Consider the following 21871-nt stretch of genomic DNA (forward strand, 5'->3'; position numbering starts at 1 on the left):
AGATCCTGTTCACTTCGTTTTTAAACTATATATGAGGATCAGCAGCAATTACTGCACACTGATTTCCTTAGGAGTTACTTTAACTTCTTCTTTTTTAGGAAGCGTTACGTTCAGTACACCGTTTTCATATTTTGCAGAAATCCCTGCATCGTCGATAGCCTCATCAAGAGTAAATGATCTTTTAAATGATTTGAAACCATACTCTTTTCTGATCTGCTTTTCGCCTTCTGTTTTTTCAGCGGTTTTCTTTTCACCGGAAATGGTTAAAATGTTCTGATCGACATTGATTTTAAAATCCGCTTTGTCGAACCCAGGGGCTACCACATCCAGCTGATAAGCTTCCTTTGTTTCATTAATATTTACAGGAGCATTTCCGTTCAAACTCCAATCTTTTGTGTTTGCGCCGGTAGCAGGGAAATGTTGAAAAAGATCTTCAAAAATGCTATTGAAAGATTTCTCAAACGGTCTTTGATTAAATTTTACCAGTGTCATAGCTCGATGATTTTTATTGTTTCTTTTTCTTCAACAAACCAGATACCACTTGAAAATCGATGCTCAGAATGGCATTGTCAGTATCAGATTGAAGACAATTTGGCGCTCAGCTATAAATTTTACTGACAAATTTGCTTGTTCATTCAATTCATCATTCGTGTAATTTTGTATTTCAAATAAAAAAGAACTCGATCATATGTATCCAACACAGATAGTGACTCCAATGAAGGAGGAGTTGACAGAGAATGGCTTCTCTGAATTATTGACGCCTGAGGAAGTGACTGAATCACTGAAGAAACAGGGAACCACGCTCGTTATGATTAACTCAGTTTGCGGATGTTCAGCAGGTTCTGCGAGACCAGGCGTATTGATGGCTGTTCATAACAGTCCTAAAAAACCTGATTTTCTCACCACAAGTTTCGCTGGTTATGACATCGATGCGGTAAGTAAGTTGCGTGAGCATTTGCTTCCTTATCCTCCGTCTTCACCAGCCATCGCCTTGTTTAAAAATGGGGAACTCGTGCACATGATCGAACGTCATCAGATTGAAGGACGTCCGGCTCAATTGATCGCTCAGAATCTTATAGCAGCATTCGACGAATACTGTAATTAGTTTTTGCTTTGTCTTATAGTTGAATAGTTTTAAATAGTCCCGGTAAGGGACTATTTAATTTATACTTATTCATTTTTCGACTATCATTGTGGATTAAACAGCTGCGACTTTCATGTATCCCAACCTTTACTATTTTCTTAAGGAGACATTTAATATTACCCCCTGGAATTTCACTCAGTACATTAACTCTTTCGGATTTTTTGTTGCAATCGCATTTGTTGTTTCGGCCCTGATGCTTACTTCAGAATTAAAAAGAAAGGAGAAACAGGGATTACTTTCATTTAAGGAGGAAGCCGTTGTTGTTGGTGAAAAAGTAAAGCTGTCTGATCTTATTTTCAATATCATTTTTGGGTTTATAGTCGGCTATAAAATCATTGGTGTTTTTTTTAATAATTCAGATACCAATCCACAGGAATACATATTTTCTTCGAAAGGAAGCTGGATTGGTGGAATATTACTGGCGGCGCTTTTTTCCTGGGTTAAGTATCGCGAGAAAAAGAAACAGGAGCTTCCTTCTCCCGAGGAAAGAAAGATCAGGATCTGGCCACACGAAAGAGTAGGGGACATCATAATTATCGGGGCGATTGCTGGATTTGTCGGTGCGAAAATTTTTGACAACCTGGAGAACTGGGATCGCTTCATTCAAAATCCGATAGCGAATCTTTTATCACCGAGTGGCCTTACATTTTATGGTGGTTTGATACTGGCCGCAATTTGCATTCTTACTTACGCCAGAAGAAAACATATCAATCTATGGCATCTTCTGGATTCGACTGCACCTGTTTTAATGATCGCTTATGCCATCGGAAGAATCGGTTGTCATGTTTCCGGTGATGGCGACTGGGGGATATTTAATAGCGCGTATACTGTTTCGGCAGACGGAGATATCATTCCTGCTGCAAAAGGCGCTTTTGAAAGTAGCCTGAATACTTCAGGCAACTTCAGCAAATACCTTATTGCGGAGTTCGGAGATCTGAAAAATATTCCTCATGCCTATTTCCATGGTTCCGAATTTTTACCAAACTGGTTCTGGGCATACAACTTTCCTCACAATGTAAATGAGGTGGGGGTTGCTATTCCCGGATGCACCGGTAACTATTGCAATCAACTGGTCCCACCAGTTTTTCCGACGACATTGTATGAAATCATTACCTGCACAATCTTATTCCTGGCGATTTGGTTTCTCCGTAAAAGAATTAAGATTTCCGGACGTCTTTTTGCCGTATATCTGGTGCTCAATGGTTTTGAACGTTTTTTTATTGAAAAGATTCGGGTCAATACAACCTATAACTTATTTGGTTTTCATCCCACACAAGCCGAATTAATATCAACTCTTCTCATTCTTGGCGGACTTATCCTTTGGTTCTATCGGGGCCGGGTAAGAACTGCCTGATATAGGAAATTTCTTAATAAGAGGCATATTTCCATTAAAAGCCATTATTCACCTTTCATCCAATCAGGTTCCGGATTCTGTAACTTCTCTTTAACAGAGGCGTACCATGCATGTCTGTAATTCTTCCGGAAATCACAGAAATCAGCCATCCGACATTAAACAAGTTACTATGCATAGCATGGTACTTACTTTTGAACTGTAATATATATTGAAAGGTACTAAAGCACGAGAAAATGAAACAATTGCAACTTATCATCACGACGGGATTTTTTTTATTGCTTACATTTTTGGGTTTCAGCCAGGGAAAGAGTTACGTAATTAAAGGGAAAGTATCAAATTCAACAGAACAGGCAATTGAGGCTGCAACCATCAGCATATTGAAAACCAAAGATTCATCAGTTATTAAAAACGAAGTGAGCGGTGCGGACGGAGGTTTTTCGGTTTCCATTAAAGAGGCAGGTGACTATCTGATCCAAATTACAGCTGCCGGACTTAAGTTATATCGCAGCCAGGTAATAACCCTGAATGATCAGCAACCGGTTTTCAATGCGGGTGAGATAAAAATGGCCCAATCAACTCAGCAGCTCGAGGGAGTGACAGTGTCCGGGCGAAAGCCAATAATAGAACAGAAAATCGACAGGATGATTGTAAATGTGGAGGGGCAGATTTCGAATGCAGGTTCCACGGCAATGGATGTATTGGAAAAATCTCCGGGAGTTACCGTAGATAAAGATGGTGCTGTTGCATTGAAAGGAAAACAACAGGTGATGATCATGCTGGATGGCCGTCCTACGTACCTGGGAACAAATGAACTGGCCAACCTGCTCAGGAGTATGCCGGCGAGCTCGATTGAGACTATAGAAATCATGACAAACCCATCCGCGAAATATGATGCCGCTGGTAACTCCGGTATCATCAATATCAAAACCAAAAAGAATAAACAAAGAGGATTTAATGGTAGCGCGACTTTAAACTACGGACAGGGTGTTTACTGGAAAACTAATGACAATTTCAACATCAACTATCGCTCCGGCAAATTCAATGTATTTGCAAACGGGGGCTATAGCAAGTGGAATGGTTTTCAGAATCTTGATATCAACAGGAAATTTAAGGATCCGGCAACTGGAGATCTAAATGCAATCTTTGAATCTTACAACAGGATGCGTACCAATTCAGACAACTTCACTCTGAAGGTTGGTACAGATTATTATCTTTCGAAAAAAACCACCATCGGTTTTGTTGCGAGCGGATTTATCAATCCTGAATTATTCACTAACAGCAGTACAAGTTATTTGCAGGATCCTCACGGAACAACCGATTCAATAGTTTACGCAAAAAGCAGAAATGATAATCGTTGGACAAATAACAGCTTCAACCTGAATCTCCGCCACCAGTTCGACAGTACAGGTAAAGAAATTACTTCTGACTTTGACTATGTTACGTATAATTCAAAGACAAAGCAAAACCTCGTTAATACTACGTACGATCCAAAATGGGATCCTATGTACAATGAATTTCTGCGCGGAGATCTTCCGGTTAACATCAACATTTTCACCGGTAAAGTGGATTACTCACAGAATATATTTAAGTCGTATAAATTCGAAACAGGTATAAAAACATCCTTTGTAAATACCAATAACTCGGCCTTTTATTACATTCTTGAACAAGGTGCGGAAGCGCCGGATCTCTCGAAAACAAATAAGTTCAATTATGAGGAAAATATTAATGCAGCATATATCAATGTAAACAGGCAATTCAAAAAATTCGGTGTACAGGCAGGTTTAAGATATGAGCATACAAGGATCAATGGTCTTCAGTACGGTAATCCGACTGTGAAGGATTCATCATTCAAAAGAACGTATGGTAATTTCTTCCCGACAGTTTATCTCAGTTATAAAGTGGCAAAGAACCACCAGTTAGGTTTGAATTATGGCAGAAGAATAGACAGGCCCAACTACCAGGATCTTAATCCATTTCTGTTCTTCCTAGATAAATACACCTATCAGTCTGGTAATCCATTTATGTTGCCTCAGTACACCGACAACATCGAGCTGTCACACACATTCAAAGAGTTCCTGACCACTACAGCAAACTATAGTTACACGACGAATTTTCAGACAGAAACTTTTGAACAGGCGAAGAATCCGAATGGTGAGGAAAATTATGCAACGATCGTAAGACAGGGAAATATTGGTTTCCGTCAGAATGCTGGCTTGTCTGTAAGTGTGCAATATCCCATTAAGAAATGGTGGACTATGGTGCTCTACACAAATGTTAATTACAGTCATTACCGCGGTGAGATCAATAAGGAAATGCTCGATGTAGAAGCAACCAACTGGATGGTCAATTTCAATAACCAGCTTAAGTTCAAAAATGGTTGGAGTGCTGAAATGAGTGGATGGTACAGATCAAAAGGTATCGAAGGTCAGATACTGATTGAACCGATGGGACAGGTGTATATCGGTGGGGCAAAGCAGGTGTTGAAAGGAAAAGGTACTGTGAAAGTGAGTTTGCGCGACGTATTCTACACACAGAAGGTAAAAGGAAGCATCAATTTTGAAAATACAATGGCCACATTCAGGAACGTGCGTGATAGTCGCGTAGCTAATATCTCCTTCACCTGGAGATTTGGAAAACCGATCAAAGAGCAGCGTTCAAGGAAAACCGGTGGTGCATCTGAAGAGCTGAATCGTATTAAAAACGGTAGCAGCAGCTAAACTTTTTTTGTTCGTTTCTCATGACGTTAGGCGATCCTGTTGTTCTCAACGGGATCTTTTTTTATGGGGCGAAGGGAACAGCAACGCAATAGCAAACAGGCCCTCACTGTATTGTGGGGGGCAAAAGAAACAGCCAATGTCCGGTGCGTCGGTTCTCAAATATTTGAAATTACAAACATGAAGCTTGTTACTGAACACTTACTGCTAATTCTTCTGCGTCCCTACTACTATACAACTTCCTTTTTGCCGGGAAGTCTCCAAGACTCGAAGGTTGCTCAAAGATTTGCTTCGAGTTGCCTTACAGTCTTTGAGTCTTAGAGGCTATCGGCAGGATAATCTATGTTATTTTTTAAGAAACATTGGCATCGCGCTAATAGTGAGACTGCCTTCAAACTTCTTCATCTTGCCTTAATTTTACAAAAAACTAAACGGCATGCCATCATTTGATATCGTCAGTAAAGTTGACACACAGGCTTTAGACAACGCAGTCAACGTAACAACTAAGGAAATTTCCAACCGGTTCGATTTTAAGGGTTCACCGGTAGAGATTAATCTGAATAAAAAAGAATTTACTATCGCTGTTACAGTAGAAGATGAAATGAAATTGCGTCAGCTGATTGAGGTATTGATTAACCGCGCCCATAAGCAGGGCATAGCACCTGAGGCTTTTGACCAAAGCAAAAAACCTTACCCCAGTGGTAAGACTTTCAAACATGAAATTCTTGTACGAAATGGTCTGAAGATGGAGGACGCCAAGAAGGTGGTTAAGCTGATTAAGGATTCTGGTCTTAAGGTACAGGCACAGATTATGGACGAGACTGTACGTGTGACTGGTAAGAAAATCGATGATCTTCAGGAAGTTATCGCCCTCTGCAGGGCTTCGGACATTGGCATTCCTCTCCAGTATGAAAATATGCGCAACTGAGGCTGGAAATCATTTGTTTACCTGAATTTAACGACGTAACTTCGCCGCTCATTTCTAAAACGACATGGCAAAAATCCATGCGGCCTTAAAACAAAAATTATGAAAAAAGGTATCCATCCGGAAAGTTACCGTTTTGTGGTTTTCAAAGACATGAGTAACGGTTATACATTCCTCACCCGCTCAGCTGCTCCTTCAAAGGAAACTTTGAAATGGGAAGACGGCAAAGAATATCCATTGATAAAAATGGAAATTTCAAACACTTCACATCCATTCTTTACCGGGCAAAATGTGTTGGTTGACACAGCTGGACGTATTGACAAATTCAAAAAGAAATACGAGAAGAAAAAATAATTTGCTCCCTTTTGAAGATAAAACCCTCCCATCCGGAGGGTTTTCACTTTTCAAGACCGATTGATTTATTCTGAATTAAGTTATTTTTATTGATATACCTGTAAACCGATCGCTGAATATAGATGCCTTCGTTAGTATTCTCCTGTAATGAAAGTTCGAACTCTTTGCAACCATTTTCTTTGGTGAGAAAGGTGGCAGATATCCCCATGGGATTTTTCACTTTTCGTGAAAGATGGGAGAGGATTTCGGGTATTCGTTGCCGATATGAAAGTGAAGGCCTTGAAACAGCATCTGCAGGTTCGGATTTGTCGTTGCCGGAAAATGCATTGCCTGATTTTAATGAGTTTGATTTATCGATTCCAGTCAATGAATATCTGGGTAAATACACACTTATTGAAAAGCCATGGCAGATTTTCCAGCTGAACCAAAAAGCAATTCTGTTCGATTACAGGCTTGCCACAAGTCAGCGCATATCTGCTGAGCTGCCATCGCATGTAAAATCAATTGGATCATTTCCTGTTTTCATAGAAGAAGGCGCCATGTTGGAGCATTGTTTCATTAATTCAAAAGACGGACCTGTATTTATCAGCCAGGACGCGTTGATCATGGATGGAGCAATGCTAAGAGGACCATTGTTTATAGGGCGTAAGACAGTTGTAAAAGCAGGCACAAGTATATATGGAGCAACTTCGATTGGTCACAATTGTGTTGTAGGCGGTGAAATTAAAAATGTGGTGATGATGGCGAATTCCAATAAAGCCCATCATGGTTACCTCGGAGATTCAGTAGTAGGCGAGTGGTGTAACCTGGGGGCGGGTACTACCTCGTCAAACATGAAGAATACTGCAGGCCAGGTGAAGTTATGGTCTATGTACAAAAAGGATTTTGAATTTGCCGGAAATAAATGCGGACTCATTATGGGTGATTTCAGCAGGGCGGCCATCAACACATCTTTCAATACCGGGACCGTTACCGGAATCTGTTCAAATATTTTCGATGGCCAGGAATTAACACCTAAATTCATCCCCAGTTTCTCCTGGGGAAAAGATGGAAAAATAAAGTATGATTTTGAAAAAGTCGTCATAGAAATAAATAGTTGGATGGCATTTAAAGGACAGTCCCTGACAAAAGAAATGATTGAAACTCTAACCAATATTTACCAAAAACAATAACTATTCATGAGATCCCAGATCGCAGCAGCCAACTGGAAAATGAACCTGGATTTTAAACAGGGAAAACAGCTAATTGAAGAAATTATTTCACAGGAACCTACACCTGAAGCAGGTAAAAAAGTAGTGTTTGCAGTACCGGCGCTTTATATACGCAGTGCCCGTAAAAAAGTTAAGAACAATCCCGGATATAGTGTAAGTGCTCAGAATATCTATCATAAAAAATCGGGCGCATTCACAGGGGAAATTTCCGCTGAAATGGTAGCGTCCGTCGGTGCCGAATATGTTATCATCGGTCACTCTGAGCGCCGCGAATATTTCAATGAAACCAACGGTATACTTGCAGAGAAGATTAATCTTGCATTGGAAAATAATCTCACACCTATTTTCTGCTGCGGTGAATCATTGCCTACGCGCGAAGCAGGAACACAAAATGAATTTGTCGCTGGACAGATCAGTGAAAGCCTGTTTCATCTGTCCGCTGAACAAGTATTGAAAATAGTAATTGCTTACGAGCCTATATGGGCAATCGGAACCGGTAAAACCGCTACTGCAGAGCAGGCACAGCAAATGCATCACTGGCTTAGGCAGGTTCTCGCAAAAAAATATGGTCAGCCAATTGCAGATCAGATTTCCATCCTGTATGGAGGAAGTGTAAAAGGTAGTAATGCACAGGAAATTTTTTCACAGCCTGATGTTGATGGAGGACTTGTTGGCGGTGCATCATTGGTGGCATCAGAATTTGTAACGATCATCAGGGCGTTAAAGAAATCCGTTTAAGTAACCGCCCTCGACTGATAGTAATTTATTATATCCCGGAATTTTTCAGCGACTACATCAACGCTGAAATTCCGGGATTCTATTATTGCTTCCCCGTGCAACTCCAGTAATTTTTCAGGATGTTCTGTCAGCATTGAAATCAAATCCACACAGTTTTGAAGACCAGAATAATACAAGACACTTTTTTGTTCCGCTAATGCAGTTTTCATTTTTGCAGGTATAAGCATGGGTCGTGCAAATCTCAGTGCCACATGTGTGTTGCCTGAATTCTTTGTTTCGCCATATCTCTCCTGTATCCCGTCATTTATGGAAGTGTTAAGTTGTTGCGGCGACCATAACAGATGCGCATTGTTCACAATATTATCGAATTCATATTCCGGGATTATTTCATTACTGTAAAGAATCATTCCACCTCGCGTATTGATTTCGATGGCACGTTCAATTATCTTTCTACCATAATCACCTATTGGTGGGCCCGCGATATACAATTGTGGAATGGCATTTTCTTTTGCAAGTAATTTTTCATAGACATTGAGAGCGAAATCATAATCGCGCCTTCTTACATCTATTGTGCCAGGTAAAACAATTTTTAGCGCCGTTCCGGGATCAGGATACCTGATATCATTTTCATCAAATATTGCCTGTGGAAATAACCAGAGTTTTTTCTGTGTAAGATTTCGGGTACTGATGTTTGAAAGTAGTGCTGGCGTATTTAGTGCAAAACCATCAATTCTTTGTATGAATTTTTTTTTGCCCCACTGCCTTATCAGTTTCTTTGGGTGAATTGTGAAAATATCAGTAAAAAGATTATTTATTTCGTGAAGTGTGTTCAAAAAAATAACTTCCGGTAAAGTCTTCATCAATCTATACCAAAGCAGGTGTTTACTATCGATGCTGTTTAATAAAAAAACACGCACATTTTCCCTCCCCGCTTCTTCGATAGCTCTTTGCATAAATGGATATTCACGTTCTGCGGTGGGTTTAAAAAAGACAGAAAATTTTTTATTCAGATCGGGAATACGAAGTAATAAGTCATTCCGGAATTCTTCATTTGTAAAAAGCAGCAGTTCCAGGCTAAGTTTATCCGCAACCTTCAGGAGAGGGATCACCTGTTCAATATGAATAATATCGTAAATTGCTATTTTCACAATAAATCTACTGCCACTAAGTTTTTTGTTTTAACTGATAGTGCTCGTGTGTCAGGAAATATTTAGATTCTTTGCATGAACAGAATAATAGCATTCCTGACCAAACTGTTTTTTAAAGATACTGCAAGCGCTAACATACAAACAGTACTTGACAAAAGCTCTAAAGTTTTTATCCTTCATTTTCTGGCAGTGATACTCACATTTGGTGGAAATGTTCTGATTGCAAGATGGTTTGGCGATGAAATATATGGGTTATACAGTCTTTTATTTAGCTGGCTTGCCGTACTGGCAATTTTTGCGCAGATAGGGATGGACGACTATCATCTGGCTGTGGTGCCGGCTATGCATCTCAGTGAGGACTATGGATCACTACGGAAAATTCTCCGGATATCAACAGCAGGAATTATTATTGCATCGGTAATCGTAGTCGTCATTTTTTACAGCATAATAAATCTGTTACCAATACCAGGATTACATGAAAATGCGGCGGTATTTTCGGTTGGACTTTGGCTGATAATACTGCATGCATTAAATAGCAACTACAGCTCTTTCCTGCGCGGATATGGTACTATTGTTCAAAGTCAGCTTGCAGAAAAAGTAATCAGGCCACTCGTCTTCTTATTGCTGATTGTTCCTTTGGCAAATTCTTTCGGGCCTGGCTCTGATATCATTTACAAACTCATTGTCATATCGGCAATCAGTCTTTTTATCAGTTTTTGCTATCTTTTTTTTCTTACCAAGAAGGGATTAGGACATAAGCCCTATTCCAATCCGGTATCATTTGAACAATTGAGATTTGGCAGGAATGGATATTTTCTCTTGCTTACCATACTATATTTTTTAACAACGCGCCTGGATATCCTGAGCGTTGGACTAATATCGGAGGTAAAAGATGTAGGGTATTATAATGTTGCGATGAAAATTGCTGAAATTGTAGGCTACCCTGCAATAATCATCAACCTCGTGGCACCTACTTTCCTCGCCAGGCAACATTTCCGGGAAAATAAATCAGAGACATACAAATTGATTCAAAATGGTGCAAGGCTCACGTTTGCGGGCTGTGTTATTTTGTTTATCCTGATTTTATTTGCTGGGAAATGGCTGCTTGGTCTTTATGGCTTTAATTTCAGAATTGCATTTTTACCACTGTTGATTCTTGGAATATCGCAGCTGGTAACTGCTTTTTCAGGTCCTGCTGCAATTTTTTTTATTGTTTCCGGCAGAGAGAAAACAGCAACATTTTGCATGTTTATAAATGTGATGGTAACTGCTCTATGTTGCTTCATCATGATTCCTGCGTGGGGAATTGCCGGTGCAGCGCTCGCCAGCCTAACGGGGACGGTAGTCTTTAATGCGCTGATAATAATATCTTTTTACCGCTTCGAGAAAGTGCTGATTACGCCTGTTAAAATTTTCGGCCGGCCTAATTTTTAAGTTTTTCAATCAGGTCAACATATTCTTTCATTGCCTGGTCTTTAGTCTTTCCTTTTACTCCCAGCCATGCCTCATATTTAGCCTTGGACACAAAATCAAAAGGATTTGCCGGAGGATCAAGTGTATTGTCACCTTCAGTGGCTTGTTTATACAGTGAATACAGCGCCAATAAAGTGTCGTTGCTGGGCTTTTCACTGAGAGATTTGCTTTCGTCGACAGCTTTATCAAAAAGGGCTTTCAGGTCCATACCGAAGGGTTTGTCACGAAAGTAAGTTAAAGCTCATTCGCAAACAACTACGTTAGTGCAATACTGCCAAAATGAGTTAATTTTGCATCCCGGCCGGGAGGGGACAAAATCAAATCATTTTACCCGGGAGCATGGTTATGAAGAATATCAGGAATTTTTGCATTATCGCCCATATTGATCACGGAAAAAGTACACTGGCCGACCGACTGCTGCAGGCAACAAATACCATCAGTGAAAGAGACATGATGGATCAGGTTCTGGATGACATGGATCTTGAAAGAGAAAAAGGCATTACAATAAAAAGCCATGCCATTCAAATCAATTACAAATACAAAAATGGTGAAGATTATACACTTAACCTGATTGATACTCCCGGTCACGTTGATTTCAGCTATGAAGTCAGCCGTGCACTGGCAGCATGTGAGGGTGCTTTACTTCTGGTGGATGCGACGCAGGGAATTCAGGCACAGACGATTTCAAACCTTTACCTGGCGATTGAGAACGATCTTGAAATCATACCTGTGATCAACAAGATTGATATGGATGGTGCCATGATTGAAGAGGTGACTGATCAGATCATTGAATTGATCGGATGTAAAAAAGAAGATATTCTTCTTGCGAGCGGAAGAGCAGGAATCGGTATTACAGAAATTCTTGAAGGTATCGTTGAGCGTATCCCATCGCCAAAGGGAAATCCTGAGGCTCCGCTACAGGCGCTTATTTTCGATTGTGTTTTCAATCCCTTCCGCGGAATCATAGTGTACTACCGGATTGTTAATGGAAGTATACGCAAGAACGAAAAGATCAAATTTGTTTCCACTGATCAGGAATATGATGCTGATGAAGTCGGTATCCTGAAATTGAAAATGCAGCAAACACAGATAGTGGATTGCGGCAATGTTGGCTACCTCATCACTGGAATAAAAAATGCAAAAGAAGTGAAGGTGGGTGATACGATTATCAGCGCCGCTAATCCTGCTGAAGCAATACAGGGTTTTGAGGAAGTAAAGCCGATGGTATTCGCCGGCATTTTCCCTGTGGTGACTGATGACTTCGAAGAACTGCGTGACTGTATGGAAAAATTGCAGCTGAACGATGCTTCTCTCACTTTCGAGCTGGAAACATCCCAGGCGCTTGGTTTCGGTTTCCGCTGCGGCTTCCTTGGTTTGCTACACATGGAAATCATCCAGGAAAGACTGGAACGTGAGTTTGATCAGACGGTGATCACAACAGTTCCTAACGTTAGCTTTGTTGCATATACAACACGCGGAGAGAAGATCAATGTTAATAACCCAACGGAGATGCCGGATCCTACACAAATGGATCGCATCGAGGAGCCTTTTATCAAAGCGCAGATCATCACCAAGCCGGAATACATAGGCAACATCATGACGCTTTGTTTGGGTAAAAGAGGTATCCTGATTAACCAGAGTTACCTCACTCAAACCAGAGTGGAGTTGATTTTCGAAATGCCTTTGACAGAAATCGTGTTTGATTTTTATGATAAGCTGAAGAGTCAAACGAGAGGCTATGCATCTTTTGATTATCATCCATTGGAATACAGGGAAAGTGATATCGTGAAAATGGATATCCTGCTGAATAGTGAAAAAGTGGATGCATTAAGCGCATTGATTCATAGAAGTCGCGCGCAGGAATTTGGAAGAAAATTATGTGAGAAACTGAAAGAACTTTTGCCAAGGCAACAGTTCCAGATTGCAATCCAGGCCGCAATTGGGGCAAAGATCGTAGCGCGTGAAAATATTTCTGCAATGCGAAAAGATGTTACTGCGAAATGTTATGGTGGTGACATCAGTCGTAAAAGAAAGCTTCTTGAAAAACAAAAGGAAGGTAAGAAGAGAATGCGGCAGATTGGAAACGTTGAAGTTCCCCAGGAAGCTTTTCTCGCTGTTTTGAAACTTGATGATTAATCTTTAATACTTCAATTGAATTCAGATGGCAAAATACTCTCTTGGAAAAGAAATGGATATTGAAGTCAGTGCAAGATTTATTGCACGCGGGACAGATACTCCGATAACAGGGAAAGAATACAATGTCAGGTTATTCGATAAAGATTTTATAGAGGATGATTACCTGGGTGAATCGGGGCTGGATGGGAATGGAAAAATTCATATCCGTTTCAATCCTGGAAAATTTGACCGGAATGATCCCATCAGGGAAACTTCGCTTGATTTTTATTTTGTCTTGTTTAAGAACGGCTCAGAGATTTTCCGCAGCAAAGTGATGGATGATGTTGATATCGAAGCATTAGAGGCATTCAGGATGGGAAAAGGAGAGTTGATTGATCTTGGAACTTTCCTGGTAGACGCTTAAATCGGATCTAAACTCAAATAAAAAAAACCTGCTCACGCGAGCAGGTTTTTTTGTTTAGACTTTCCTTATTGCTTCACTATTTTCTGCTGAACAATGCCTTCTCCGGTATTGATCTCCATGAAATAAATACCTGGTTTTAAACCTGCGGGAGGATTTAACGACACTGTATGATTACCTGTAGTTTCATTCGCAACCAACTTGTTCATTACAATTTTACCTTCGGAACTGATCAATCTTATCGACACAATATTACGCGAACTAACGGTGTATTTCACCTGGAGTTGCGTAGTGAATGGGTTCGGATACACTTTAGCGTCGCTTTTGTTTAAGGCAGTCGCGAATTTTACAGCGACAACTCCGGTGTACTTAATTCCGTTGTCCATTGAAACCATCATGATACGATAGTAGTTTGTTCCTGCTGAAGGAGTAAGATGTTTGTACTGGTATTTGTTTGACGTATTTGAACCGTTTGACTGAACTGTATACAGGTCATTGAACTTACTGCCATTCGTACTATGTTGAAGAACCATATACTGCCCGTTTACTTCGGAAAGTGTATTCCAGTTCACAAGTACAGCTGATGCTTGCGGAGATGCACTGAAATCGCTCATTACAATGGGAAGCATTGAAGGCTGTGCATAGGGAGAAGCCGGATTTGCCCAACTACCTATATAATTTAAAGTATCAAACAAAGGGAAGCTTGCCGATGAAACTCCGTTGAGATTTGTATTTGAAGAAGGACTCCATGAATTATTAGTGATTGATGAAGCAGGGAAATTTGTCATCAAAGTATTGGTCCCACTGCTACCCTTGAAGCTTCCGTCACTATGTACAGGTGTAATTGCGCTATAAAATCCACCAACACCGCTTACTGCCGCATTATTATAGAACACATGGCTGTTTACACGAGTCAGTGCATTTGGATTGTTTTGTATCAGAGATCCATTGTGAAAGCGGGTATTACCTGAAGTAAACCAAAGCAACCCTTCATTGCGAACACCACCGTTGAAATTGGCGTTTCCGTCGAACACCATCATACTATAATTGATCAGTGAGTCGGACGCCTGTTTACTGGTATTACCTTTTACAACAATCAGGTAATCATTAACCAGTTTGCCATCAAGTGAAAGGTTACCGATGATATAAGCCTTCCCACGGTTCAGAAATTGTGCGCCGGAAGACACAGTGAAGTTTTTTGTATACAGTGTTCCATTATTAGAGAAGACGCCACCCGATGGAAACTGGAAATTGTAATTGTAGTACATCGTTGCATTTTCCAGGTTCTTTATCTGGGTGCCTGTACCATAATAGTTGAAACCATTATTGAAAGACATCACACCACTATTTTCAAAAATAGCTCCATTGGCTGCACCGGAAGCGCTTCCAAAAACAGCTGTACCGGCGTTAACGATCTTTCCGGCAAAATTGGCTAAGTTGCCAGGTGTAAATGTGCCGCCGGCATTAACTGTGATCAGCGATCCTGAATTTGCATATACGCGACCGGTGAATGTTGCACCGTTGTTAATGATAAGTTCTGCACCGTTATTTATAGTGATAGTTCCGTTGAATGTACCGGATAAACACACTTTAATACCTGATCCATAAGTGGTATTATGTGTTGGACTTACTGATCCGGACGGGCATTGTGCCATTGAAGTGAAAACAAAGAAAATGGCGACAATAGTAGATAAAATCTTTACTGCGGGTCTGTTAGGGTACAAATTGAACATTTCTGAAAATTTTAGAGGTAAAGCTGCCAGACCGAAACATTACCATCTTTGCGATCGTATTCTTACGTCTGGTACGACGCAAATCTACATTGCCGTAATGGGGAATACAACGATGCTAAATCGAAGAAGTTCGAAATTCGTCAACGGGATTTTTACAGTCCGATCACAATCAATCTATTAAAGATTACAGAATGTTGTCAGGATTTCGATAAGCGTACTTTTTCCGTCGATGAATGAGTGAGATAAAATCACAGGTATTTCAGAAATCAGGAAAATACATTAACTCAACATATATATGAAATAGGGTGTTTTTCACGTATTGCTGAAAATCCGGAGATGGTATTTTTACAATGCCTCTATCAGCCGTAGCTAACCAAGCTTAACTTTAATTAGAAACGAGGGAAAATCACAGCGGGTCAGTCCAACCAGTACTGACCCGTTCCTTTTTTGAAAACTTTAAGGTTCAATTGTAACGATCCGAAATTGTTATTGCTTTGCAGGCTTTTTAGCAGGAGTTACTTTCTTCCCCAGTTTGTCTTCTGATACGGGAGCTCCAACAGGTGCTTCACCATCTTTTAATTTCTGTGTAAAGACTTTTTCGATATGAACCCATTGTCCATTCTGCCAGCGGAATCCCTCATAATCACCATCAGGTATGTAGGTGTATAATTTACCTTCTTCATTATTTTCCGGAATGAGGTGGTCGAAAATGATCATATCCATCTCATCATCAAATTGCAATCTTGCATTTGATTGTTTTTTGTATTCGATCCAGAACCTGGATTGTGTTGGTTTTCTGGCAGTATCCTGCGCGAAACTGAAATATTTTCCTCCAAATACTGGTTTATTTTCTCCGTTGAACGTGAGTACTTCAATTCTTTTTTTAGTACTTCTGATGGTATGTTCGTCGTAACCCAGAAGCGTGTAATATTTTTTTCCCTGGAATTCTTTGAGCACGATGCGATAATAAATTGAACCAACCCACCATTCATGATTAGTAATCGTATCAACTACATTTTCAATCATTGCGGTGCGATCTATCAAAGGATATAATACTAACCTGCCATCATTTGTCTTCATCTGAATGGCGCCATGCCTGCGATGAACAGCTTCGTCCTTTGATACCTGCCAGGTAAATATTCTGAATGTACTGTCCGGTGCATACATCTTAGAGATTGATACTACTGAGTCGAAAGGATAAGAAAAGGAATAGGGGACTTTCAGTGCGCGTACAAGCATCCTTGTGAATGCACTATCTGCAATAAACCGGTCACCGGCTTCACGTTCCTGAACAATTTTTGTGGCGAGAACTTTTAGTGAATCTTCCCTGTTGCGCATTTCTGTACGAAAAGCAGTGCCGGTTTGCGCACAGGAAAATGATAGGGTGCCAATCGTAAAAACTGCAGACAATATTATGACATAGAAAGGTTTACGCAGCATATGCATCATACAACAAAGTTGCACTAAAATTATTGTGCATCTTTCTTTTTTTGCAAAGCTTTAGCAAGTGAAAACAGATCAGGAAACACTGCATCAATCAGGCTGTTTGGCAGCGCCAACATTGGTTTTCCCGAGGGGATGAAAATGGTTAGCATGTGAAGATTCTTGCCGAATTCCATATCACTCATTGCATTACCCACCATAATCGATTTGTTAAAATCGACTGCAGGGAAATCGGCGACTGCCTGCAAACCCATGCCCGGATTGGGTTTTCTATTGGGGCTGGTGGATTCCAAATCAATACAATAGTAAATCCTGTCGATTGAACCACCTTCCATTTGAATTTCTTTCAGCATGCCCTGGTGGATTTCAATCAGATCATTTTCTGTCATTAAACCCTTACTTACTCCACGTTGGTTTGTAACAATAAAAATTCTTCCAAACATCGCGGTCAATTGACCAATTGCTTTTGGTGCATTGAAGCAAAACCGGAATTCAGAACTGTTGCGTACATAATCATCTTCTTTCTCAATATTGATTACGCCGTCACGATCAAGAAAAAGTGACCATTCTTTGTTGATTTTCGGCAGTATAAAATTGTCTTGTCCCATCCGATCAGAAATTATATAAATTGCCTGAGCTCTTCCTGTGCCCGATAATAATCTTCAGGAATACCGATGTCTATAAAATATTCATCGAACACTTCACCATAAATTTTATCCGTATCGATTTGTTTTTCCAGGTAGTCTTTTTCGAAAGAGAAAACTTCAGGGAAGTTGTCTGATGCCAGAAGATCATTCTTCATGATATAAATCCCTCCGTTGATCAGACCTTCAGCATATCTTTGTTTTTCTTTGAATGCGATTATTTTCCCGTTACTTGTTTCAACAGTTCCATATCGATCAAAATCTTTCATCGGTTTCAGCGCGATCATGCAATCGCAATGTGCCAATCTGAATTTTGTTTTCAGCCTGTGGAGATCAACATTAAAAAATGTATCACCATTAATCACGATCACCGATTCTGACTCCGATTTGCCCAAAGCTTTCTTGATTGCGCCTCCTGTACCTAGCGGAAACGTTTCAATTGAATACACCACATCAAGCCCGGAGAAATGGGAGTCCACAAATCCTTGTATATTTTCATGCAGATGTCCTAATGATAATATGAAACGTTTGGTATTGTATTGGTTTAGGTATTTTATCAGGAAGTAAAGAAAGGGAAGGCCATTCACTGGCGCCATACATTTTTGTACTCCCGGAACTGTTTTGCTTAGTCTTGTTCCAAGTCCTCCGGCAAGTATTACAACTTCGTCTGTCCTCATTGGTTAGTTATGAAAAATAAAGCTCCTCGCAAAGTTGACAAATGATATGGCCAATCAGGATATGTGATTCCTGGATCCTTGGCGTATCCTTTGAAGGCATATTAAATAATACATCTGAAACAGAAACCATTTTGCCACCGGTGGCCCCGGTAAAACCAACAGTCATGATATTTTTTGTCCTGGCAACTTCAAATGCTTTTATGATATTTCCGGAATTTCCGGATGTTGAAAGTCCGAATAGGATATCACCCGGATTACAAACGCCCTCTACCAATCTCGAATAAACCACATCATAACTATAGTCATTAGCAACAGCAGTAAGATATGATGTGTTGCAATGCAATGCTTCTGCGGGCAGCGCAATGCGGTTCAGATAAAACCTTCCCGTGAATTCCGCAGCAAGATGTTGTGCATCGGAAGCACTGCCGCCGTTACCACAAAACCAAAGGCGATTCCCATTTCTTAATGATTTGATCGTTTTTTCAACTACGTATTCTATATTTTTAAGAATGACATCGTCTGTCAACAGTTGTTGTTTTACTTCAATAGACGATTTAATCAGTGATTTGATTTTATCTGTCATACATTAGAAATTAACAAGACACCGAAGAATCACACCGACCATGTTGCCAGGCCGCTTTTACTAAACGTATAAGGTTTTATTTCGCCACCAAAAGTACGAAGTGCATCCATTACAGTATAGCGTTTGGTGCCGGGGCAATAAAATATCATGAAGCCGCCACCGCCTGCTCCCGATATTTTTCCACCGGTAGCGCCAGCATTTATTGCAGCGCTGTATATATTTTCAATGCGGGAGTTGGAAATATTTTTAGCCATCATGCGTTTCTGTCTGAATCCGAAATCAAGAATTTCGCCGATCTGCTCCAGCTTTCCGGTTAGTAAGGCTTCCTTCATTCTGCGGCTCTGTTCTTTGAGCATATGCATTGCATCTACGGACTGACTGTCCTTCTTTTCCACATTCAGTTGCTGCTCTTTTATAATCATTGCAGATTCGCGGCTGCTATCGGTATAGTAAAGAAGGAGATTGTTTTCCAGTTCCTGCAGGTACTGACTCTTTATCCGAAGGGGATTTACAATCACCTTGTCATCGGCATAAAACTCCATAAAGTTTACTCCGCCAAAAGTTGCAGCATATTGGTCCTGCCTTCCACCTGCAAGTTGCAGGTCTCTTCGTTCAATATCATATGCATAATGGGCGATATCATATTCACCCAGGGGAAGTTTCAGCATTTCCACAAATGCACCGATAATTGCAACCACAAGCGTTGAAGAAGTGCCAAGACCTGAACCAGCGGGGGCATCAACATGCGTAGTGAGTCTGAAACCCGTTTGCGATATGCCATAATCTTTCTGAATCCTGTTGTAAACACCTTTGAGCAAATCAAGTTTGCCGGTCAATGGTAATGAATCCTTTTTGGGATAAGTTTCGCTTTCATTTCTATCAGCGGCTTCGAAAATAACTACCGGTTCATTAAGCGTTTCAATATGTGCGGTTGCAAAAAGAGAAATGGATGCGTTGAGAATTGCGCCTCCGTATAAATCACAGTAAGGACTCACATCAGTTCCGCCGCCTGCAAGTCCGATCCTTAAGGGAGCTTTACTTCTGAATACCATAGGCCAGATCTTCGATTGCCTTTACCATTTGGCTCCAGGCATATTTTTTCTTTTCCTCGCGAAGATGAGGTAAAAAAAAGTCTTCGCCTAATTCATAGAATCGAAGTATCTGCTTCGCAATTGACTCTGCATCGGGCTCTGCAACAAGTCCTACTTTTTCATGTGGTACCATATCCGGTAATGCGCCGGTATTAGTGACGACCATCGGCTTCTCAAAATGATAGGCGAGGGGAGTAACACCGCTTTGCGTTGCATTTTTATATGGTTGCACCACCAGGTCTGCTGCGCAGAGATAAAAACGAACCTGGCTATCCGGTATAAAGTCAGTTCGTAATATCACCTCGTCAGATATTCCTAATTCTTTTATCAGATCCAGGTAGATTTTTCGATCGTCATAAAACTCGCCGGCTATGAGGAGTTTGATTCCTGCGTTGATTATACCTGGCTCAGCCATTGCTTTCAGCAGAAGATCAAGACCTTTATATGCACGGATAAAACCAAAAAACAAAATTATTCGCGAACCATCATTGGGTAAATCCAGGGCTTTTCTCGCTATTGATTTTGAAACTGCTTCACCGAAATTATCATACAGCGGGTGCGGCACGAATTCAGCCGGTTGTGACCTTGTTACTTTCAGAAGATCATTCATTACTTTCTTGCTCATTGTAATAAATGCATCGACCGGTTTAACGAAATACCTGGTGAAAATTTTATCACCCGGCCTTTTTTCATGCGGGTTGATATTGTCGGCAATACAAATAATCCGTGTAAACCTGTTGCCTCTTACCTGTCGAAGAATAGTGCCCAGGCATGGGCCCATAAATGGCAACCAATAACGAACCACTATAATATCCGGTTTAAACGCCTTTAACTCATTCCCTGTCATAATCCAGTTAACCGGGTTAATGGAATTGATCACTACCTTTATAGTCAGATCAGGTGGAGGTGGCTCACTGGAATATTGAGACGTCCCTGGAAATAAAAAACCCGGATACTGTAACGAAAAGGTATATATCGTTGATTCGTAGCCGTGAGCAGTAAACTCGCGTGCCAGACGTTCGTCATAGCTGGCCAATCCCCCACGAAGGGGATAGGCGGGCCCTATAATCACAATTTTTTTTTGTTGCTGCATGAAAAGGCTGATCAGGTGCCAGAACGAAATTGCCAGACAAATATATTGTGGCGGAATATTAATTATTTGGTAAAACCGCGGCGCTGTTCTACCAGGTAACTGTTACGATCAGCCGAATTCCTTGAAATCATTTCACCCAAAAATCCGGCAAGAAACAATTGAGTGCCTAAAATCATGCCTGCCATAGTCAGATAAAATGCCGGCTTATTGGTCAAAGCATATTGAGGGTACAGGATTTTTGAAATGACCAGGTACAGAATGAAGATAAAACTTATCAGAAAAGCAATGGTGCCCCACAATCCGAAAAACTGCATGGGTCTTTTTCCGAATCGCCCCATAAACATAATTGAGGTCAGATCAAGAAAACCGTTTATGAAACGTTCCCAGCCGAATTTAGTTACACCATATTTTCTGGGTCGGTGCTCAACTACCTTTTCACCGATTTTTCTGAAACCAGCCCATTTGGCAAGCACTGGGATATAACGATGCATCTCCCCATATACTTCAATACTCTTCACTACCTTTTTACGATAGGACTTGAGGCCGCAGTTGAAATCATGGAGTACAATTCCTGACATCCGCCGTGTAATTGAATTGTAGAATTTCGACGGGAGATTTTTTGTAATTACATTATCGTATCGTTTTTTCTTCCATCCGCTTACGAGGTCAAAACCATCTTCAACGATCATTTTATAGAGAGAAGGAATTTCGTCCGGACTATCCTGCAGGTCTGCGTCCATCGTAATAACCACATTTCCTTGCGCCGCTTTAAAAGCTTCATTCAAAGCTGCACTTTTTCCGTAGTTGCGCTGGAACTTTATCCCTTTGATATTTTCATTAGCTGAAGTAAGTGATTCAATAACCTGCCATGAGAGGTCTGTACTTCCGTCATCAACCATAATAATTTCATAGGTAAATCCATTCTCCCTCATCACGCGAACTATCCATTCGCATAACTCGGGCAGTGATTCTTCTTCATTCTTCAAAGGGATAACTACGCTGATTTCCAT

21 protein-coding genes are annotated in these 21871 nt (G+C 40.6%); 10 read left to right on the forward strand and 11 right to left on the reverse strand.

Translation table 11 applies throughout. The features are described 5' to 3' along the window. Positions 1–48 precede the first annotated feature (48 nt). Positions 49–492, reverse strand: a complete 444-nt coding sequence (locus P2W82_RS02670) for an Hsp20/alpha crystallin family protein (protein WP_336514290.1) — start codon at positions 490–492, stop codon at positions 49–51. Positions 493–688: 196 nt separating this feature from the next. Between P2W82_RS02670 and P2W82_RS02675 the strand changes: the two genes are divergently transcribed. The 7 genes from P2W82_RS02675 to tpiA all read left to right on the forward strand — a co-directional run bounded on the left by P2W82_RS02675 (position 689) and on the right by tpiA (position 8440). Continuing rightward, on the forward strand, positions 689–1105 hold the full coding sequence (locus P2W82_RS02675; RefSeq protein ID WP_336514291.1) for a BrxA/BrxB family bacilliredoxin: 417 nt from the start codon (positions 689–691) through the stop codon (positions 1103–1105). A gap of 112 nt (positions 1106–1217) precedes the next feature. Continuing rightward, entirely contained in the window at positions 1218–2498 is a 1281-nt protein-coding gene (locus P2W82_RS02680; protein WP_336514292.1) for a prolipoprotein diacylglyceryl transferase, read from the forward strand. Positions 2499–2731: 233 nt separating this feature from the next. Continuing rightward, positions 2732–5215, forward strand: coding sequence for a TonB-dependent receptor domain-containing protein (locus P2W82_RS02685; RefSeq protein WP_336514293.1), 2484 nt, complete (start codon positions 2732–2734; stop codon positions 5213–5215). Positions 5216–5648: 433 nt separating this feature from the next. Next, entirely contained in the window at positions 5649–6140 is a 492-nt protein-coding gene (locus P2W82_RS02690) for a YajQ family cyclic di-GMP-binding protein (protein ID WP_336514294.1), read from the forward strand. 99 nt (positions 6141–6239) lie between these two features. Next, on the forward strand, positions 6240–6491 hold the full coding sequence (locus P2W82_RS02695; RefSeq protein ID WP_336514295.1) for a type B 50S ribosomal protein L31: 252 nt from the start codon (positions 6240–6242) through the stop codon (positions 6489–6491). A 182-nt stretch (positions 6492–6673) separates the two neighbouring features. Beyond that, the gene (locus P2W82_RS02700; RefSeq protein WP_336514692.1) at positions 6674–7663 is read left to right on the forward strand and encodes a glucose-1-phosphate thymidylyltransferase; all 990 of its coding nucleotides are present in this window, start codon (positions 6674–6676) and stop codon (positions 7661–7663) included. 6 nt (positions 7664–7669) lie between these two features. After that, positions 7670–8440 carry a triose-phosphate isomerase gene (tpiA, locus tag P2W82_RS02705; protein WP_336514296.1) on the forward strand — a complete coding sequence of 257 codons (771 nt, stop codon included), beginning with the start codon at positions 7670–7672 and terminating at the stop codon, positions 8438–8440. Here the strand turns inward: tpiA and P2W82_RS02710 are convergent. Continuing rightward, a complete protein-coding gene (locus tag P2W82_RS02710) occupies positions 8437–9588 on the reverse strand; it encodes a hypothetical protein (protein ID WP_336514297.1) in 1152 nt (383 codons plus the stop codon). The genes tpiA and P2W82_RS02710 overlap by 4 nt on opposite strands. A gap of 75 nt (positions 9589–9663) precedes the next feature. Between P2W82_RS02710 and P2W82_RS02715 the strand changes: the two genes are divergently transcribed. Further along, a complete protein-coding gene (locus P2W82_RS02715; RefSeq protein WP_336514298.1) occupies positions 9664–11022 on the forward strand; it encodes a lipopolysaccharide biosynthesis protein in 1359 nt (452 codons plus the stop codon). Here P2W82_RS02715 and P2W82_RS02720 read toward each other — a convergent pair. After that, positions 11012–11269, reverse strand: a complete 258-nt coding sequence (locus P2W82_RS02720; RefSeq protein ID WP_336514299.1) for an acyl-CoA-binding protein — start codon at positions 11267–11269, stop codon at positions 11012–11014. The genes P2W82_RS02715 and P2W82_RS02720 overlap by 11 nt on opposite strands. Before the next feature lie 131 nt (positions 11270–11400). On the opposite strand from P2W82_RS02720, the gene lepA reads away from it, so the two are divergent. Together lepA and P2W82_RS02730 are read left to right on the forward strand one after the other, a co-directional pair. Next, entirely contained in the window at positions 11401–13197 is a 1797-nt protein-coding gene (gene lepA, locus P2W82_RS02725) for a translation elongation factor 4 (RefSeq protein WP_473741690.1), read from the forward strand. Positions 13198–13222: 25 nt separating this feature from the next. Then, positions 13223–13600 carry a hypothetical protein gene (locus tag P2W82_RS02730; RefSeq protein WP_336514300.1) on the forward strand — a complete coding sequence of 126 codons (378 nt, stop codon included), beginning with the start codon at positions 13223–13225 and terminating at the stop codon, positions 13598–13600. 65 nt (positions 13601–13665) lie between these two features. On the opposite strand, the gene P2W82_RS02735 is transcribed toward P2W82_RS02730, so the two are convergent. The 8 genes from P2W82_RS02735 to P2W82_RS02770 all read right to left on the reverse strand — a co-directional run bounded on the left by P2W82_RS02735 (position 13666) and on the right by P2W82_RS02770 (position 21871). After that, the gene (locus P2W82_RS02735) at positions 13666–15330 is read right to left on the reverse strand and encodes a T9SS type A sorting domain-containing protein (protein WP_336514301.1); all 1665 of its coding nucleotides are present in this window, start codon (positions 15328–15330) and stop codon (positions 13666–13668) included. Between the two features lie 486 nt (positions 15331–15816). After that, positions 15817–16779, reverse strand: coding sequence for a hypothetical protein (locus tag P2W82_RS02740; RefSeq protein ID WP_336514302.1), 963 nt, complete (start codon positions 16777–16779; stop codon positions 15817–15819). A 20-nt stretch (positions 16780–16799) separates the two neighbouring features. Further along, positions 16800–17381 (reverse strand): D-glycero-alpha-D-manno-heptose-1,7-bisphosphate 7-phosphatase, encoded by a 582-nt coding sequence (locus tag P2W82_RS02745; protein WP_336514303.1) that lies wholly within the window; start codon positions 17379–17381, stop codon positions 16800–16802. Between the two features lie 11 nt (positions 17382–17392). Then, the gene (locus P2W82_RS02750; protein ID WP_336514304.1) at positions 17393–18094 is read right to left on the reverse strand and encodes a nucleotidyltransferase family protein; all 702 of its coding nucleotides are present in this window, start codon (positions 18092–18094) and stop codon (positions 17393–17395) included. 7 nt (positions 18095–18101) lie between these two features. Next, positions 18102–18677, reverse strand: coding sequence for a D-sedoheptulose-7-phosphate isomerase (locus tag P2W82_RS02755; protein WP_336514305.1), 576 nt, complete (start codon positions 18675–18677; stop codon positions 18102–18104). A 29-nt stretch (positions 18678–18706) separates the two neighbouring features. Further along, positions 18707–19729, reverse strand: coding sequence for a GHMP family kinase ATP-binding protein (locus P2W82_RS02760; protein ID WP_336514306.1), 1023 nt, complete (start codon positions 19727–19729; stop codon positions 18707–18709). Beyond that, on the reverse strand, positions 19713–20861 hold the full coding sequence (locus P2W82_RS02765) for a glycosyltransferase (RefSeq protein WP_336514307.1): 1149 nt from the start codon (positions 20859–20861) through the stop codon (positions 19713–19715). Before P2W82_RS02765 ends, P2W82_RS02760 begins: the two co-directional genes overlap by 17 nt. 62 nt (positions 20862–20923) lie before the next feature. Beyond that, on the reverse strand, positions 20924–21871 hold the full coding sequence (locus P2W82_RS02770; RefSeq protein ID WP_336514308.1) for a glycosyltransferase family 2 protein: 948 nt from the start codon (positions 21869–21871) through the stop codon (positions 20924–20926).

It is taken from the genome of Pollutibacter soli, from assembly GCA_029269725.1.
GTDB lineage: Bacteria > Bacteroidota > Bacteroidia > Chitinophagales > Chitinophagaceae > Pollutibacter > Pollutibacter soli.

What these genes read in the sequence shown, in the direction of transcription:
- P2W82_RS02670 (WP_336514290.1), bottom strand. Translation starts at nt 492, where the DNA reads ATGACACTGGTAAAATTTAATCAAAGACCGTTTGAGAAATCTTTCAAT.
- P2W82_RS02675 (WP_336514291.1), top strand. Translation starts at nt 689, where the DNA reads ATGTATCCAACACAGATAGTGACTCCAATGAAGGAGGAGTTGACAGAG.
- P2W82_RS02680 (WP_336514292.1), top strand. Translation starts at nt 1,218, where the DNA reads ATGTATCCCAACCTTTACTATTTTCTTAAGGAGACATTTAATATTACC.
- P2W82_RS02685 (WP_336514293.1), top strand. Translation starts at nt 2,732, where the DNA reads ATGAAACAATTGCAACTTATCATCACGACGGGATTTTTTTTATTGCTT.
- P2W82_RS02690 (WP_336514294.1), top strand. Translation starts at nt 5,649, where the DNA reads ATGCCATCATTTGATATCGTCAGTAAAGTTGACACACAGGCTTTAGAC.
- P2W82_RS02695 (WP_336514295.1), top strand. Translation starts at nt 6,240, where the DNA reads ATGAAAAAAGGTATCCATCCGGAAAGTTACCGTTTTGTGGTTTTCAAA.
- tpiA (WP_336514296.1), top strand. Translation starts at nt 7,670, where the DNA reads ATGAGATCCCAGATCGCAGCAGCCAACTGGAAAATGAACCTGGATTTT.
- P2W82_RS02715 (WP_336514298.1), top strand. Translation starts at nt 9,664, where the DNA reads ATGAACAGAATAATAGCATTCCTGACCAAACTGTTTTTTAAAGATACT.
- P2W82_RS02720 (WP_336514299.1), bottom strand. Translation starts at nt 11,269, where the DNA reads ATGGACCTGAAAGCCCTTTTTGATAAAGCTGTCGACGAAAGCAAATCT.
- lepA (WP_473741690.1), top strand. Translation starts at nt 11,401, where the DNA reads ATGGTTATGAAGAATATCAGGAATTTTTGCATTATCGCCCATATTGAT.
- P2W82_RS02730 (WP_336514300.1), top strand. Translation starts at nt 13,223, where the DNA reads ATGGCAAAATACTCTCTTGGAAAAGAAATGGATATTGAAGTCAGTGCA.
- P2W82_RS02735 (WP_336514301.1), bottom strand. Translation starts at nt 15,330, where the DNA reads ATGTTCAATTTGTACCCTAACAGACCCGCAGTAAAGATTTTATCTACT.
- P2W82_RS02740 (WP_336514302.1), bottom strand. Translation starts at nt 16,779, where the DNA reads ATGATGCATATGCTGCGTAAACCTTTCTATGTCATAATATTGTCTGCA.
- P2W82_RS02745 (WP_336514303.1), bottom strand. Translation starts at nt 17,381, where the DNA reads ATGGGACAAGACAATTTTATACTGCCGAAAATCAACAAAGAATGGTCA.
- P2W82_RS02750 (WP_336514304.1), bottom strand. Translation starts at nt 18,094, where the DNA reads ATGAGGACAGACGAAGTTGTAATACTTGCCGGAGGACTTGGAACAAGA.
- P2W82_RS02755 (WP_336514305.1), bottom strand. Translation starts at nt 18,677, where the DNA reads ATGACAGATAAAATCAAATCACTGATTAAATCGTCTATTGAAGTAAAA.
- P2W82_RS02760 (WP_336514306.1), bottom strand. Translation starts at nt 19,729, where the DNA reads ATGGTATTCAGAAGTAAAGCTCCCTTAAGGATCGGACTTGCAGGCGGC.
- P2W82_RS02765 (WP_336514307.1), bottom strand. Translation starts at nt 20,861, where the DNA reads ATGCAGCAACAAAAAAAAATTGTGATTATAGGGCCCGCCTATCCCCTT.
- P2W82_RS02770 (WP_336514308.1), bottom strand. Translation starts at nt 21,871, where the DNA reads ATGGAAATCAGCGTAGTTATCCCTTTGAAGAATGAAGAAGAATCACTG.